Below are 16607 nucleotides of genomic sequence, written 5' to 3'. Positions count from 1 at the left end.
TCTGTTCATGCGGGTTTCAGAGAATTTACTATTTAGAATATATAGTTATTGCCCTCTTTAAAATAGGAATATCTATATCTAAAATTAGTATAAACAGACTTATATCCCACCATAAATTATTCCTAGTATTATCACCAATACTGTTATAAGGGTAAAACCATATTTTGAAAACATAAAAAATTTATTTCCTAACTTTCTCTTAGCACCTCTATTTATTTCTTCTAACACCTGTTCTTTGTTGTACATAAAGTAAAACACAATAAATACTAGTAGTGCTGCTAATGGTGATATTACTATAGTAATTACATCTGCAAAGTTACTAAACAAATTCATATTTAAATTTAAAGGTGTTGATAGNNTTGATAATATAAAGGCTACTACAGCTATTAAAATAGTAGAGGTTTTTCTGCCTAATTTTGTTTGTGCCATAAAAGATTCTACTGGCCCTTCTAGCATATTTATTGAAGAGCTTATTGCTGCAAATAGTATGCTTAAAAAAAATAATATCATAAGTATTTGTCCACCAGGTATAGCCTTAAATATAGTTGGTATTGTTATAAATAATAGAGGTGGACCTGCTGCTGGATCTAATCCAAAGGCAAATACTGCTGGCATAATAACAAAGGATGCTAACAATGCCGCAATAGTATCAAGTACAGCAGTACTTACTGCAGACCTTGGAATATCTAAATCTTTCTCTATGTAACTACCATATACAACCATTCCGCATCCATTTAAAGATACTGTGAAAAAAGCTTGACCAAGTGCCATTACCCAAGTGTTTATCTTAAATAGGTATGACCATTGTGGTGTTAATAGGTACTTCACCCCACCTATAGCTCCAGGTAAAGTTAATGATCTGATGGCTAACAATATAAAAATTCCAAAGAGCATAGGCATTATAATTTTATTTATCTTTTCAATTCCCTTAGATATACCCATACATACAATTACTAAAGCTAGTACTATGGCTAAGAAATTCCATGGTATAGTTTCAGCGCTTCCTGCAAAGCTATCAAAGTACTTAGGTATATCAATATTTTTTATATTTCCACTAAGGCTAAGTCCTAAATACTTAATTATCCAACCTACTACCACATTATAAAACATAAACACTCCTGCAAGTCCTATGGCTGGTATAAATCCAAAGAGAGTTCCTCCCTTTAAACCTTTATTCTTGAACCCTTTTTTAATTCCTGTTAGAGCTCCTCCCTCAGCACCTCTTCCAAAGGCAAATTCCGTAATTAACCCTGTTGATCCTAGTATAAGTACAAAAATAAAGTATGGTATTAAAAATACAGCTCCCCCATTTTGCCCTAACCTATAAGGAAACATCCATATGTTCCCAAGTCCTACTGCTGCTCCAATACAAGATATCACAAATCCTGCTCTACTTGTAAAGTTCTCTCTGTTTTTCATGTTCTAATCTCCTTCCTAAAATAAATAAAACCACATAGATTGATTCCATGTGGTTTAAATAAGAAGGCATCAAATATAAAAACCACATAGATATATCTATGTGGTCTAATTACTAAACATCTGAGTATAGCAAAGTTTCCTAACCATCATAGACACAAACCAAATTTGTTAAACTGGCTTGCATCTATAATTGTTTATAAATACAAACCCTATCTATAATAGCTAAGATAATATGCCATATTAACTTTTGTTGATTTAAAGTTAATTTCTCTACTCATTTTAATTCTCCTAAGTGTTATATTTTAATAAATATTATCATGGATATTTAAGCTTGTCAAATATTTTTCATCCTAATATTTTTATTATATAATAATATTAAACTATAATCTTTATATTATTAAAAACTATTGAATTTCTGTATTATATGGCGTATTTCTCCACTTGCATACATTAGATACTAAACCTATAGCTAAAATATTAATTAAAAGTTGGCTTCCACCATAACTAATAAATGGCATGCTTACTGAAACTGTAGGTGCTAATGTCAAGCTAACAGAAATACTTAGTAAAAACTGCACTACAAATAATGCACAAAATCCACTTACTAGTAATTTACCATAGGTTTCTTTAGTACTTTTTCCTATTAAACCTATTCTTATTATGAATGCTAAAATTAAAGAAATTAATATTATTCCAACAATCCATCCAAAGGAATAAACTATATAGGTAAATATAAAGTCTGTATGAATTTCTGGCAACATATTTGGTATAAAATTTGCTCCCTGCCCAAATAATCCGGCCGATTCCCTTAAGTTAACTAGTTGATTATAAATCCATCCCATTCCATCTACATCTAATGAAGGATTAAAAAACACCTGAAATCTTTTTATTATGTAAGATTCACTAACCATACAAGATAAAAAGATAACCCCTGTAACTCCAAAGGAAGTTATAATATGTTTTAATTTCACACCTGATATAATCATCAAAGTAATAACTGATATGGCGTAGATAATAATGCTAACTGAAGCATTTCCAATAATAAAAAATATTATTGGTGCAAAAGCAATAAAAATCCCTTTTAGTATACTTTTAGTCTCATTCCAATTCCAATTATCAAATATTCCAGCTAAAGCAATGATTAGAAAAAAAGGTGCTATATTAAAAGCATTAAAACTAATTGGCCCAATAACTATCCAGCCCATTTGTCCATTTAAATAGCCTGTGTTTATAAAGATTTGGGATATTAACAGAATTATTACTCCACTATAAACATATTTAGAGTACTTTTTTAATCTTCTATAATCAATTTTCAGTAAAACTGCTGCTAATATGATTCCTCCTGATGCATAAACTATAGTTTTACCTAAAAAATTAGCATATGAACTGTGTGACAATGCATTATTCTTCTGAATGAAGCCTAAAGTAAATATGCCAACTAATATAAATAGAGCGGTTATACCTAAAAGCATCCAATCAGGAGATGCTTTATGAACCGTATTCAAATCCCTTCCTATAACTTCGTATGAACCCATTTGCATAATAGCTTTATCTATAGCTTCTTCCTCCGTTATTCCAACATTTCTGTAGTCTTGTATAATCTCTTCTATGTGATCTATAAGTTCATCTTTTATATTTTTATGAACTCTTTTATTTTTAACTAATCCACATACTTCTTCTATATACTTTTCTACCTTCGGATGGTTTACTGTAGACATAAATCTCCCTCCCCTAATACTTCATTAACTGTAGAACTAAACAATTTCCATTCTGCTTGTTTTTCTTTGAGAATTTTATTACCATTTTCCGTTATCTTGTAATATTTTCTCTTACGCTTTCCTTCGCCTTCATCCCAGTAAGCTTCTATAAAATTTTCATTTTCTAAGCTATGCAGAATAGGATATAGGGTTCCCTCTTTGAAAGAGAAAATGCCCTTAGACCTTTCTTCTATCTCCTTAATCATTTCATACCCGTACATATTTTTTCGATTAAGTAAACTTAATATAAGTATTGTCGTGCTTCCTTTCAAAAGTTCTTTATTTATTTTCATAATTCCACTCCTTACCTAGATATACTATACATTGTATATCTAGGTATAATTATATATGTATATATTTATATTGTAAAGTATTTTTCATCCTAATATTTTATGAGTTTTGCTTTTTCCCTAATATATGTTATCATGGTATAAGTATATTTAAGGAGGTTGATGCATATGTGGGCTTTGTAATAAGCTCTGTGTGTAATTAATAGTGCTTAGATTCATTTATATACTGAGCTTAATAAATCAACAAAAAATTATTAAAAATAAGTGAGGGATTTATTATGAAAAGTACAACATTTAAGGTATATGAAAGAAGCTCAAAGGAAAATTTAAAGAAGCTTAGAAATTTTGGAAAAGTACCTTGCGTAATCTATGGTGAATTTTTAGAAGAACCTATCTCTGCTAAGATGAATAAAACTGAACTGTTAAAAATGTTAAAAGGCAGTTTTAGTGGTTCTATCATACCAATTGATTTAGATGGAAAAACTCTAAACTGTGTAGTTAAAGATATTCAAAAGAACAACCTACACGAAATTATACATTTTGATTTACAATATGTAAAACCAAATGAAGTAATTAAACTAACTATTCCTATAAATTATATAGGCCAAGAAAATTTAGAATCTAAAAGACTAGTTTTAGAAACCTTTAGACCATATCTTGATTTTCAAGGAAATGTAGAAAAGATTCCAGAATATATTGAAGTAAATGTAGCTAATATGCAATTTAATGATAAACTACTAGCTAAAGATATTAATATTCCAAGTGAAGTAACACTTCTTACTCCTGAGGACACTATCTTAGCTGTAGTAAATGGCTAATGTAAAATGAAATTTAAATTTAAAAAAGTGCTATTCTTATAAAAGATTAGCACTTTTTTCTTATATTTATTTAAATTACGTCTTAAAAAGATAACTGTTTAAATCCCTTTCCATGAGCTTCATTCACATTCATTATGGATATCACTGCGTTAGCATCAATATCTAGTATAGCTTTCTTGGCCTTCTCCACTTGTTTAGAACTCATTATAGAGTATATAACTTTCTTTTTCTCTCCTGTAAAAGCACCTTCTCCATGAAGAAAGGTAACACCTCTTCCTAAAAGTTCCAAGATAGAATTTTTTATTTCCTCTGGATTATTACTTATCACTATAATTAATTTTCTCTCATTAGTCATAGTAATAGCTTTATCTAGAATATAGGATCTTATAAATAGAGATATTAACGTATAGATAGTTATAGTTAGATCATTTAAAATTAACCCTGTAAAAACAATGGCTCCATTTAATATAAATGTCATAGAAGCTAAATTAACACCATACTTTTTCTTTAAAGCAATAGCTATTATATCCGTTCCACCTTCTGAAGCCTTATTCAAAAATATTATAGCCATACCAAAACCACATAAAACTCCTCCACTTATACATGATATTAATAAATCATTTACTTTAATAAATCTAGTTATATCTTCAGTTAATATTAAAAATATAGACATTGATATCATGCCAATAAAACTTAAAAACCCAAATTCCTTATTAATTACCTTAATTCCAAAACAAAATATAGGTATATTTATAAATAATGTAAAATACCCTGAAGGAATATCTGTTACGTATTGTAAAAGTAATGCTATACCAGCTACTCCCCCACTTAAAAACTTATGTGGAACTATAAACATATTTACACTTAAAGAATAAATTAAACTTCCTAAAAGAATTAATGATACTTGACCTAGTTTATCTTTGATATTACTATCAGAGATAAATTGTTTAGTTACATATATACTACTCATTGTAATCTCCTTGTTTTAGCTAATATTATTAATGACCTTAAGATTGATATTCCCCTGAATTTCATGTATATAAACTTATGTTTTTATACATGAAAAAAGACATCCTATACGGGATGTCTAGTATAACAATTAAAAGATTTACAAAAGTAGTTTCTCTTATGAAAAGCACTAAATATATCTTTCATGTTAGACACCTCCCAGTTTCCCCGTGGGTTTTTTGGTCTATATCCTATGGCAGGTCTCCTGACTTCATATCAACATATATTCTAACCTTCCCATTAACTAAGTTAACAGTGGCTTATCTAGAATACACTCCTTGTTACAGTGACGGGTTCGTGTTGGATTTTCACCAACTTCCCTTTTAATTTAAAGAATAAACTTTAAAACCATAAAATATATTTAATTTTATAGATTCATTATATCATTGTTTATAGTAAATTTAAAGCTTCATCAATGATGTTATCCATGAACTATATTTATTATTAAGCTTTATTTACTTCACCTGCTTTAAATATTGCAATTTTAGTACATAGTGGACCTATTAACTCATATATTACAGTTCCAGCTAATATTATAGTTCTAATTTGGGTACCATAAGCTGGTAATTCATTTTGAACTATAAGTGCTAGTCCAATAGCTACTCCTGCCTGTGGTACTAAAGTTAATCCTAAATATTTTTGAACTATAGGCTCTGATTTAGCTATCTTAGCTCCCAGATAAGCTCCTAAAACTTTACCAACAACTCTAGCTATTATATAACCTACTCCAATTATACCTACAGTCTTCAAAACTGACATATCTAGTTCTAATCCTGATATAGTAAAGAACGCTATAAATATTGGATTAGTAAATTCATCTAATACAGTAAGTAATTTAGTTTTACCATCGGTAATATTACTAATGGTTCCACCCATAACCATACAAGTTAATAATCCAGACAAATGTAATTTGCTAGCTACGCCTATTGCTAATAAAATTACACCTATAGCCATGCTCATAGTTTGTTCTCTACTGTTAGATAACCTATTAATAAATGCTAATACAAATCCTAGTACTATTCCTAAAATAGCAGATCCTATAATCTCTATAAAGGGATTCATTATTGACATCACTGTCAAAGCTCCTGTACCATTTGTTAAAGCTTTTGCAATAGATAAAGCTATTCCAAAGGCTATAACAGCAATGGCATCATCTATAGCCACTACTGGTATAAGAGTATTTACTAATGGTCCCTTAGCTCTATATTGCTTTAGAACCATAATTGTAGCTGCTGGTGCTGTTGCTGAAGCTATTGCGCCTAAAGATAAACTGAAGGCTAATGGTTGCTTAAACACTATTACCATAACTAAAGTTACAACTACTACTGCCATAAGTGCTTCAAATAAAGCTATAATTATAATTCCAGAACCAATTTTCTTTAGATCCTTGAAATTAAGAGAACTCCCTATACTATAAGCAATAAACCCTAGGGCTGCCTCTGAAATTACTGTTAATCCATGGATAGCTTCAGTAGGAACAATCTTTAAAACAAAAGGTCCTATTATTATCCCTGCTACTAAGTATCCTGTTACCTTTGGTAGTTTAATATAACTTACTAGTAATCCTAAAAATATACCTGCAAGTATTACTATCCCTAGTACATATAACCAATTCATATTTAACTTCAGTCCCTCCTATTTTTGTTGAAAACTACCTCCAAATACCTTATTAACTGGAATTGTAAATGCTATTCCATTACCAGGACCATTTAATCCTCCAGTTACTTTGTTGATAATCTCTAGTGCTTGTTCTATTCTTTCTTTCTTTAAAACTGTAAATACTGTTTTATTAGATGCTCTTCCTTTGTTTAATAATAATTGAAGTGAAGAAAACATACTTGCATCTTCACAACTAGATAAAATGTTAGCCATTCCTACAGTATCAATAATTGTAGACCCACTTATACCTATGTTAGTGAATTCAATCATTATTTCCTCTAAATCTCTTGGGTCATTTAATACAAATATTAGAACTTCCATTTATATCCCTCCCCTTCCTTATATATCTATTATATATTTTTTGTTTATTAAAATCAAATTTACATAAATTTTATTTAATTAAACTAAATTTAATAAAATACATAAACTATTTATATTTTACGTTCACACACCAACTTACTACAACATATTATAAATTATATTGTATCAATAAAATGGAGTGTATTAATATGAGAATGGCTAATGATAAATTTAGTATTAACGATATAATTATGAATCATGGTATGCCTGAACCAACGGCTTATGCAATAATTGAAGGTGGACCTTTAGCTCCTGAACTACGTGGCAGAGTACTATTTTGTTCTTTAGATGATGGGATTATTCTTAGAGTATATGTTACTGGTATTCCAATATACAACTCAGAAGGAAAGCCTTCACTTTTCCACGGATTTCATATTCATGAGTTTAAAAATTGTAATATAGGTGATTCGAATGATCCTTTTAAAGCTACTGGTGGACATTGGAATCCAACAAATGAACCTCATCCTTACCACTATGGAGATCTTCCGCCACTAATGTCATCAAATGGTATTGCTTTAATGAGTGTTTATGTAAGCAGATTTTCTATAAAAGATGTTATTGGAAAAGCTATCATAATCCATGAAAATGCTGATGACTTTACTAGTCAACCTGCCGGTAATTCTGGAAAAAGGTTAGCTTGTGGAATAATAATGCCTACTTAGTTTACTTAATACTTAATAATTATTAATACAAATTCTATATATCAAGCTTATAAATTTTATACTAAAGTAAAGAACTATATCAAAACATATCTTGATATAGTTCTTTACTGCTTTATTTTACTACTTTACAATATTTCTTTTTAAAAATTCTTTCTTACTGTTTATAATATCATCTATAGTTATGAAATTTATACTATCTCTATTAAATTCTTCATCGCATATTCTAATACTCTGAGTTCTTATAAGATTATCCAAATATTGTTTTATCATTAATCCATTTTTTATTACTAAATTGGGATTACCATATATGTCTATTATAGTTTTATTAATTTCCTCTTCTGCATCTTTCGATAAGGAATATCCCTTTTTACTTAATATACTTAATGCTATATTACATAATCCTATATAATCATAATCTTCAAAATCAAACCAAGTTGGAAATCTATAGTTAAAGGCTGGATTAGATAATACCAGTTTTTTCATTCCTTCTTTTTCTCCTGAAAGGATTAATATAACCTTATTATTTTTATCTAAGAATTTAATGAAATCTGATACTATTTTATTATATTGCTGTTCCTCTAGTAGAAGGTCTACCCTATTTAGAAATAGCATTTTCCCTGAAAATTTACTAAATATATCTTCAATTTTTATTCCCTTATTAATCATTGACATGAATTCATATTTATCCATTTCTACAATGTTTTTCGCTTTAACTATTCCCATACTATAATACATTTCTGAGAGAATATTAGCTACAGTTTTCTTACCTGTTCCATTTTCCCCTGTAAATATTATGTTCATATATCTATTAATATCTGAGCCTAATCCTATTTTTTTTCTTCTTTCTCTAACCTTTAAAAGCTTATATTGATTTTTTAAAAATTCCTTTGCATCTTCATTACCAACTAATAGCTCTAATCTACTATCTAGATTAAAGATGTTATCATCGTCAATAACATTTATATTTTCTACATCCTTAGCAGTTATAAGATTCATCTCATAAACGCTGATATCCTCTTCTACAATTCTTATGCTTTGATTTCTAATTAGTTTTTCCACATAATTTCTAACCATTCTACCATTTCCTGATTGTGCATCTGAGTTATTGTAGATTTCAACAAAGCTTTTCTTTAAAGCTATATATCCATTCTTAGATAACTTAAACCCCTTTGATTCAACAAGCTTTACCGCCATTTCAAAAAGTTCATTGGGATTATAATCTGCAAAATTAGTCCATAATGGAAATCTTGACCTTAAACCTATGTTTACATCAAAGAATTCTTCCATTTCTTCTTCATATCCAGCTAATATCACTATTACTTCTTTAGAATAATCTTCAATTAACTTTAACAGAGTTTCTATGGCTTCAATTCCTAATGAGTCATTGGCAAGGGTATATGCTTCATCTATAAATAACACTCCACCTAAAGCTTCTTTAAACTTCTCTTCTGTTTTCTTTGGGGTTTCCCCTGGAATTTCTGATACGAAACTTGATCTATCAGTTTCTACTAGTTGACCTACCTTTAATAATCCCATACTATTTAGCATTTCAGCTACTAATCTTGCTATGCTTGTTTTACCTGTACCTGGATTGCCTGTAAATACCATATTTAAATTTTGCTCTATCTTAGTATTTACTCCAACAGATTTCCTTTTTTCTTGAGCAACTATAAGCTTATATTGACTTCTTAATAGTTTTTTAACATCATCAAGTCCTATTATTTCATTTAATTTTTCTTCTAAATCAAACTTTGCATTTGCTCTAAAGTTAAAGTTATCTCTATCTAATAAATCAATTTCCTTATCACTGTTAGTTAGATATTTTTTAGAAGCATCAATTATTGCATTTTCCACTATATTTCTTACAAACCTAGCATTACCTAAATCATTTTTACCTGTAATTTGGTTTCTTGTAAATAAATCTATTAAACCTGCTTTTACATTCTTTGCTATTCTATACCCCTTAGATTTAGCTATATTAACTGCTATTTCATACATTTCTACTGGATTGTAATCTTTAAAGTGTATAGTATTTGAAAATCTAGATTTTAAACCTTGATTTATAGTTAGAAATCTTTCCATATCCTTTTCATAACCAGCTAATATGACTATTAAATTATCTCTATTGTCCTCAATGCCCTTAAGTAATGCATCTACTATTTCCTTACCAACCTTATCTTCTTCACTTTCACATAAGGAATATGCTTCATCTATAAATAGTACTCCTCCTAATGCAGAATTAATTATATCATTTGTTCTCTTGGCTGTATCATTAATGTTCTCTGTAACAAAATCTGCTTTACTCACCTCTACAAATACACCTTTAGATAATATACCTAAGGCGTTTAAATATTCAAAGGTAACCCTAGCTGCATTAGTCTTTCCTGTGCCTGCATTTCCTGTGAATATCATATTCATAGATATCTTTGAAGTTTTTAGTCCAAGTCTTTTTCTTATTTTTTGTACCTTCCAATTATTTTCAACATTTATTATAAAATTCTTCAGTTCTTCTATACCTATTATAGAATCCAATTTATATTTTACTTCTTCAAGGGTAGGTACTAGATAATTTTCTAACTTGTATATTTCATCATCTGATTTGCAATATATCTCATTCTTATCTATATATATTAAAATCTCACTTTCACTATAAAGTCCTTCCTTTTGTATTAGGTTCATAATTGGTTTATAAATTTTATAGGATATATATTCACTGATTCCAAAATTACTATCTTCTATGAAGTTTTCTTGTAGAAAACTACAAATTCCAAAGTTATCTTCCTCTTCATCTTTATTTTCTATTCCAAGAACTATATTTCCTTGCATATGCTTTTGTATACCATCTATTGACCTTAACACTTCTCTTCTAATTACTTTATTTTGTTCCTCTTCTGTAAGGCTTTCAGTATATAATACCTCTTCCCTATTATCTAAAATTCCATCTTCTATTATATTATCATCACTATTATAAATAAATATGAAAAACTTATTATGACAGATGAATTCTCCTATATTGTCTATATCCTTAATCTTTGCTTCAATAAGAAACTTATTTTTCATAATATAGTTATCTTTTAACTTTAAACACGTATTAGGATATATTTCTGATAACACATTTAAAATATTTTCTGAAGCTTTTTCAGTATTTTTAAACATTATTACCTGTGAACTACTATTTAGTTTTTCATATAAGTCACTTAAAAAAGCATTATATCCTAAATTAAAATTGTAAGAAGCTAAATCTATTTCATCTATATGATAATCTTCAGTTATTCCTTCTTCGTTAAGTTTTTCAAATAATAGCCTTACACTAGCTTTTTTAAAAGTTCCTCGTTTACCAGCTAAAAGTAATATGCCCTTCTTATCTTCTTCAATCTTTTCTTTAAAATAATTGCACAATTTATGAATGAATTCTCCTTGCCCTATTATTTCATTATTCATTTTTTTTACTATATTTAAAAAACCATTACTTAAACTTTTGTCTTTCATATATAACTTCACCCTTTCTTTTGTTTATGTAGTTATCTTTGTATTATAATTTCCTTACTGATTATATAACTATTCAATACATATAAATTACTTTATATTCTATCAGATTTTTCCCATTATTCTTCTTAAATATTAAATTCTGATAACCATTACTTATTAATTTTATAAAGTTCTTACTATATGAATATAAGAGCATCATTAAAATTCAACGATAGCTCTTATTTAAGAGCTTATATATTATATAGTTCGTCTAAATCTTTTAGTAATTGAATTTTACCTCTTGATATTAATAAATATCCTTTTTTCTCTAGTACCTTAAGCTTTCTGCTTATTACTTCTCTTGAAGAATCTAATTCAAAAGCAAGTTCCCCATGGGTTGTATAAATTATTTTAGTATTCTTACTAAGTAATAATTTAACCAATCTACTTTCTAAAGATTCATGAATTCTAGCTTCTTTGTTTTCTATAACCCCTCTAAATTTTGCATATAGATCTTTATATATAACGTGCATAAATCTAAAATCACTTAATAAATAGGCCTTCACTATATCTGATGGTAAAATAGCAATTAAAGAATCTTGCATAGCTATACCTTCAATATTTAGTGATTGACAATTTACAAAACAGCTTAATGCTTCATGACATAGCTCACCACGCTCTACATTGTATAAATTAGTTTCATTTCCCTCTTCTGTTACTTTTTGAACCTTTATAATTCCACTTATAACAAATAACATACCTATGCAGTTTCCACTATCTGTTTTTAAATACTCCTCACTTAATAAACTTTTAAAAATTACGTTTTTTCTTATAATTTCATGGCTATCATCTATTTCTTTTAATACAGGATAAGCATCATACAAAGCTTTAAGTCTTTTATTAAATACATCTAAACTATTTAACATATTATCCTCCTAAAAAATTGCTTGTGTGACTATATCACATATTTTCTTTTAATTATACCTTTATAATATGCTTACTACAACATTTATAAAACAGGAGGATTTAAATTTATGGAAAAGAAAATTGTTAAAAGAAAGGCTTATGTGGATACCAGCTACTGTGTAGCCTGTGGCGCTTGTGAAAAAGTCTGTCCCCTTGGAGCCATTGCTATTAACAAGGGTATTTTTTCGAAGGTTGATTATGATAAGTGTGTTGGATGTGGAAAATGTGTTAAAACTTGCCCTGCATCTATTATAGAAATTAAACAACAAGGAGGTAACTAATGAAAAAGAAAGAAAAGCATCTTTATGAATATCTTTGGATACTATCTTCCCTATATTTAGTTTTAGGGTTATTTAATATACTCTTTGCTTGGCTAGGATTAATTTGTTTTATCGTACCTTTATTAATTTCAATAGTCAAAGGAAATAAAGGCTATTGCAATAAATACTGTGGTAGAGGACAACTATTAGATTTATTAGGTAATAAATTGAAATTATCAAGAAATAAGCCTATGCCTAAATTTTTAAAATCTAAATATTTTAGATATGGATTTTTAATTTTCTTTTTAACTATGTTCATTAATATGGTATTTAACACCTATTTAGTTTTCAAAGGCACAAATACCTTAAAAGAAGTTCTTACTATACTTTGGACCTTTAAATTACCTTGGAACTTCACAGATTTATCCTATGTTTCTCCTTGGATAGTTCAATTTGGTTTTGGATTCTACAGCTTAATGTTAACCTCAACCCTCCTAGGTATAATTACCATGGTCCTTTATAAACCACGTTCCTGGTGTGTTTATTGTCCAATGGGTACTATGACTCAAGGAATTTGTATAATTAAAAATATAAAAAAATAGAGGGCTAGCCCTCTATTTTTTCATATCTTTAATTATAAAGAAAATTTAGTTATTAAATACACAAATTAAATATTGATAATAATCTACTACACTACCACTTATAGGTTCAACTGCCTTATCTGTAAGTAAATTTTCCAAGCCTTTTTCATAAGGAGAATCTTTGCCGTTCAACTTAAATAAAGTGAAATTTTTCAAGTTCAACTTTTCTATATCTGCATATAGATTTACTATTTCATTAGGTACTATAGGTATAGATAATACGTTAAGTTTTCCCTTATCCTCTATTAATTTGGCTAATGTGATTGTTTCTTCTCCATTGTAATTTACAGTTTCTTTAAAAGTATGTAATTGACCAAATTGTCCATAGTATTTACCCTTAGGATTTTCATTATATATTCTCATAAAATTATCATAGATTAAATTATCTCTATACAACCTTTGATTTTCCATATATTTCATAGTATTCATCATACTACTTAAATTACTTTTAAACTTGTTGAAGTTATCTCCAAATAAAGCTTTGTACATATCTGTATTGCTATTTACATCCTTATATAAATCAGCCAATATTCTAGCTATTTCCTCATCATCTTCTACATCCCCATTAAGTATACTTTTAAAATTATTTATTTTCTCTATTATTTCTGTATCTGGTTCTGTATTAGGAATTAAGCTAAACATTTCATTTAAAGTATAATTAACTTGAAAATCTATATCAATTCCAAAAGCTTGTATCTTTTTATCCTTAGGTAAGGTTTTATTATAATTATACACTTCTTCCCAAAATTTATAGTAATCGTCACCACCATAGCTAGGGTTTGCATTTGTTACTACTTCTATTGCATCTTTAAGCAACTTCTCATCACCATTTTGTATATACTCATTTAATTTACTCACTATACTATACTGTAATTCACATATTAAGTACCTAACCTCTTCTTTTTCATTTAAATATTTTAGCATCTCAATACTTATTTTTTCATTTCCTAACCTTTCATGCTCTTCACCAGTAAAAAATATATCAAAATCACTGCTATCATCAATTAAATTAAGAGTAGTGCTTATTCCTTCTTCGCTAAAATCTGCAGTTTTATGATTATCTGCTAAATACTCATCTGGTGATTTAACCTTATAAAAATTTAAATAACCCAAATAACATACTATAATAACTATAATTACCCCTAAAATAGTAATACCCTTTTTACTATTCATTTTAATGCCCCCCCCATATAATATTATTAATTTTATTTATATTTCAATAATGTTGTAATTATCATGTGAAGAAATATATTTATCATAAGTTAAGCAAAATTTATTGTAAACTACTTATTGTTAAATATAAACCATATTTACTTAAAATTATTATATATACACATAAAATTCCAAATAAAAATAAATCACCCTAATTTTAGGGTGATTTATTTTTATTATTATCTAGAATCTAAAATCACGTTTTCCTTCATTAAGTTCTTTTAAGTGTTCCTCTACAATACCCTTAACTTTAGGATTAGGAATTTTCATAGCTTCATTTTTTATGACTTCTTCGCCTTTAGCTTTTGTATCTTCAGATGCATAATCTTCTAGATACTCTTTTAAAGTCATTAGGGCGTTAGGTAAACAACAGTTAGAAATTTGACCTGATTTTACTAACTGCATAAATCTGTCTCCAGTTCTGCCTTCACGATAACAAGCAGTACAGAAACTAGGGATATATCCCATACCAAGTAACCAATTTACAATTTCATCTAGAGTTCTTGTATCACTGATATCAAATTGTGCAGAATTTTCTTCTTCTTTTTCCTTCTGAGCATATCCTCCAACACTTGTACATGAAGCTCCACTAATTTGAGAAACTCCAAGATGAAGCACTCTTTCTCTAGATTTTTGAGATTCCCTTGTAGATACAATAATTCCTGTATAAGGTACTGAAATACGTAAGATTGCAACAATCTTTGCAAATATATCATCAGAAATTCCATTAGTAAAGTCTTCTGGATTTACTTCATCAGCAGGACAAATTCTAGGTACACTGATAGTATGTGGTCCTACTCCCATGGCTGCTTCTAAGTGCTCTGCATGCATAAGCAATCCAACAAAATCATACTTATACATGTTTAATCCAAATAATACTCCTATACCAACATCATCTATACCACCCTCCATAGCTCTATCCATAGCTTCAGTGTGATAATTGTAATCATGCTTTGGTCCTGTTGGATGTAATTCTTCATATAATTTTTTATTATAAGTTTCTTGGAATAAAATATATGTTCCTATTCCAGCTTCTTTTAATTTTCTATAATTCTCAACAGTAGTAGCTGCAATATTTACATTAACTCTCCTTATAGCACCATTTTTATGTTTTATGCTATATATGGTCTTTATACTTTCTAATACATATTCTATAGGAGAATTTATAGGATCTTCTCCTGTTTCTAGTGCAAGTCTTTTATGTCCAAGGTCCTGTAATGCAATTACTTCCTTTTTAATCTCTTCTTGTGTAAGTTTCTTTCTAGCTATATGTTTATTTCCATGATGATAAGGACAGTATATACATCCATTAACACAATAATTAGAAAGGTATAATGGAGCAAACATTACTATACGATTACCGTAAAATTTATTCTTTATCTCCATAGCTAATTCTTCTATTTTTTTATTTTCTTCTTCTAAATCACATTCTAATAGTATTGCTGCTTCTTGATGATTTAAACCTTTACATTCTCTAGCTTTCTCTATAATACTATTTATTAATTCTTTATTATTACTATTTTTCTTAGCGTATTCAAGGGTTGATAATATTTCTCCATCTTCAATAAATTCAGTAGCTACCTTAGACTTTACATTATACATACATCTACTCTTCTTTCTTAATAAAATTTTAAGTGCTTTATTTTAATATCTACCTAATTCGTTCTGATTTTATATATTTACTCTATTTCTTTGAATAGATTGTTTTTACAGTAATACCATCAAGCATACCTAATTTACCAGATAATGAACTAATAATATCATTAGTTGCATCTATAATTACGCTGATAACACACACCTCCTTGTCGCGATATGGCACACCCATTCTCCCAACAATATATTGTCCATAGTCATGCAAAATATTATTTAATCTTTCAGTAGCTGTAATATCCTCTACTATAATTCCAATCAATGCGATTCTTGTTTCCAAAGCTTATGCTCCTCTCAAAAAAAATACTCTCTGCATCCCAAAAGAGAGCAGAGATAGTATATCGCTATCCTATGACACCGCCTTATCATTTGGGCTAGCCCTCATGTACTTCAGAACGATTTAAATCTATTACTCTTCCTCCTTGGATACTTCCTTA

General features: G+C 28.5%; 15 protein-coding genes and 1 riboswitch. Of the genes, 4 read left to right on the top strand and 11 right to left on the bottom strand.

Going from position 1 to position 16607, the window contains the following annotated elements; all coding sequences use genetic code 11:
• Positions 1 to 99 precede the first annotated feature (99 nt).
• The 3 genes from B3630_RS13515 to B3630_RS13505 form a co-directional block, all read right to left on the bottom strand.
• A complete protein-coding gene (locus tag B3630_RS13515; RefSeq protein WP_346899012.1) occupies positions 100 to 1419 on the bottom strand; it encodes a sodium-dependent transporter in 1320 nt (439 codons plus the stop codon).
• Positions 1420 to 1823: 404 nt separating this feature from the next.
• Complete coding sequence (locus tag B3630_RS13510) at positions 1824 to 3137, bottom strand: FtsW/RodA/SpoVE family cell cycle protein (RefSeq protein WP_346899010.1); 1314 nt, start codon at positions 3135 to 3137, stop codon at positions 1824 to 1826.
• Positions 3125 to 3469 carry a PadR family transcriptional regulator gene (locus B3630_RS13505; protein ID WP_346899008.1) on the bottom strand — a complete coding sequence of 115 codons (345 nt, stop codon included), beginning with the start codon at positions 3467 to 3469 and terminating at the stop codon, positions 3125 to 3127. The genes B3630_RS13510 and B3630_RS13505 overlap by 13 nt, the downstream gene beginning before the upstream one ends.
• A gap of 275 nt (positions 3470 to 3744) precedes the next feature.
• Between B3630_RS13505 and B3630_RS13500 the strand changes: the two genes are divergently transcribed.
• Positions 3745 to 4284, top strand: coding sequence for a 50S ribosomal protein L25 (locus tag B3630_RS13500; RefSeq protein ID WP_346899006.1), 540 nt, complete (start codon positions 3745 to 3747; stop codon positions 4282 to 4284).
• Between the two features lie 82 nt (positions 4285 to 4366).
• Here B3630_RS13500 and B3630_RS13495 read toward each other — a convergent pair whose 3' ends face one another.
• The 3 genes from B3630_RS13495 to B3630_RS13485 all read right to left on the bottom strand — a co-directional run bounded on the left by B3630_RS13495 (position 4367) and on the right by B3630_RS13485 (position 7272).
• Entirely contained in the window at positions 4367 to 5254 is an 888-nt protein-coding gene (locus B3630_RS13495) for a YitT family protein (protein WP_346899004.1), read from the bottom strand.
• Positions 5255 to 5470: 216 nt separating this feature from the next.
• Positions 5471 to 5660, bottom strand: a riboswitch (cobalamin riboswitch).
• Between the two features lie 76 nt (positions 5661 to 5736).
• On the bottom strand, positions 5737 to 6909 hold the full coding sequence (locus tag B3630_RS13490) for a cation:proton antiporter (protein ID WP_346899002.1): 1173 nt from the start codon (positions 6907 to 6909) through the stop codon (positions 5737 to 5739).
• A gap of 18 nt (positions 6910 to 6927) precedes the next feature.
• Entirely contained in the window at positions 6928 to 7272 is a 345-nt protein-coding gene (locus B3630_RS13485) for a hypothetical protein (RefSeq protein WP_346899000.1), read from the bottom strand.
• 188 nt (positions 7273 to 7460) lie between these two features.
• On the opposite strand from B3630_RS13485, the gene B3630_RS13480 reads away from it, so the two are divergent.
• Positions 7461 to 7973: a superoxide dismutase family protein gene (locus B3630_RS13480; RefSeq protein WP_346898998.1), complete on the top strand. Its 513-nt coding sequence runs from the start codon at positions 7461 to 7463 to the stop codon at positions 7971 to 7973.
• Between the two features lie 120 nt (positions 7974 to 8093).
• Here the strand turns inward: B3630_RS13480 and B3630_RS13475 are convergent, their stop codons facing one another.
• Both B3630_RS13475 and B3630_RS13470 read right to left on the bottom strand, forming a co-directional pair.
• Positions 8094 to 11462, bottom strand: a complete 3369-nt coding sequence (locus tag B3630_RS13475) for an AAA family ATPase (RefSeq protein ID WP_346898996.1) — start codon at positions 11460 to 11462, stop codon at positions 8094 to 8096.
• A 230-nt stretch (positions 11463 to 11692) separates the two neighbouring features.
• The gene (locus tag B3630_RS13470; RefSeq protein ID WP_346898994.1) at positions 11693 to 12367 is read right to left on the bottom strand and encodes a Crp/Fnr family transcriptional regulator; all 675 of its coding nucleotides are present in this window, start codon (positions 12365 to 12367) and stop codon (positions 11693 to 11695) included.
• Positions 12368 to 12475: 108 nt separating this feature from the next.
• On the opposite strand from B3630_RS13470, the gene B3630_RS13465 reads away from it, so the two are divergent.
• Both B3630_RS13465 and B3630_RS13460 read left to right on the top strand, forming a co-directional pair.
• Entirely contained in the window at positions 12476 to 12688 is a 213-nt protein-coding gene (locus B3630_RS13465) for a DUF362 domain-containing protein (RefSeq protein WP_346898992.1), read from the top strand.
• The gene (locus B3630_RS13460) at positions 12688 to 13269 is read left to right on the top strand and encodes a 4Fe-4S binding protein (RefSeq protein WP_346898990.1); all 582 of its coding nucleotides are present in this window, start codon (positions 12688 to 12690) and stop codon (positions 13267 to 13269) included. Before B3630_RS13465 ends, B3630_RS13460 begins: the two co-directional genes overlap by 1 nt.
• Before the next feature lie 45 nt (positions 13270 to 13314).
• Here B3630_RS13460 and B3630_RS13455 read toward each other — a convergent pair whose 3' ends face one another.
• The 3 genes from B3630_RS13455 to B3630_RS13445 form a co-directional block, all read right to left on the bottom strand.
• Entirely contained in the window at positions 13315 to 14481 is a 1167-nt protein-coding gene (locus B3630_RS13455) for a hypothetical protein (RefSeq protein ID WP_346898988.1), read from the bottom strand.
• A 222-nt stretch (positions 14482 to 14703) separates the two neighbouring features.
• Entirely contained in the window at positions 14704 to 16122 is a 1419-nt protein-coding gene (gene hydG, locus B3630_RS13450; RefSeq protein ID WP_346898986.1) for a [FeFe] hydrogenase H-cluster radical SAM maturase HydG, read from the bottom strand.
• Between the two features lie 82 nt (positions 16123 to 16204).
• Positions 16205 to 16450: a TM1266 family iron-only hydrogenase system putative regulator gene (locus B3630_RS13445; protein ID WP_346871399.1), complete on the bottom strand. Its 246-nt coding sequence runs from the start codon at positions 16448 to 16450 to the stop codon at positions 16205 to 16207.
• Positions 16451 to 16607 lie beyond the last annotated feature (157 nt).

Origin of the sequence: Clostridium sp. UBA7503 (assembly GCF_002477055.1) — a bacterium.
In the GTDB taxonomy this organism is placed as follows: Bacteria; Bacillota; Clostridia; order Clostridiales; family Clostridiaceae; genus Clostridium_J; species Clostridium_J sulfidigenes.
This window is presented reverse-complemented; position numbering and strand designations above follow the sequence as displayed.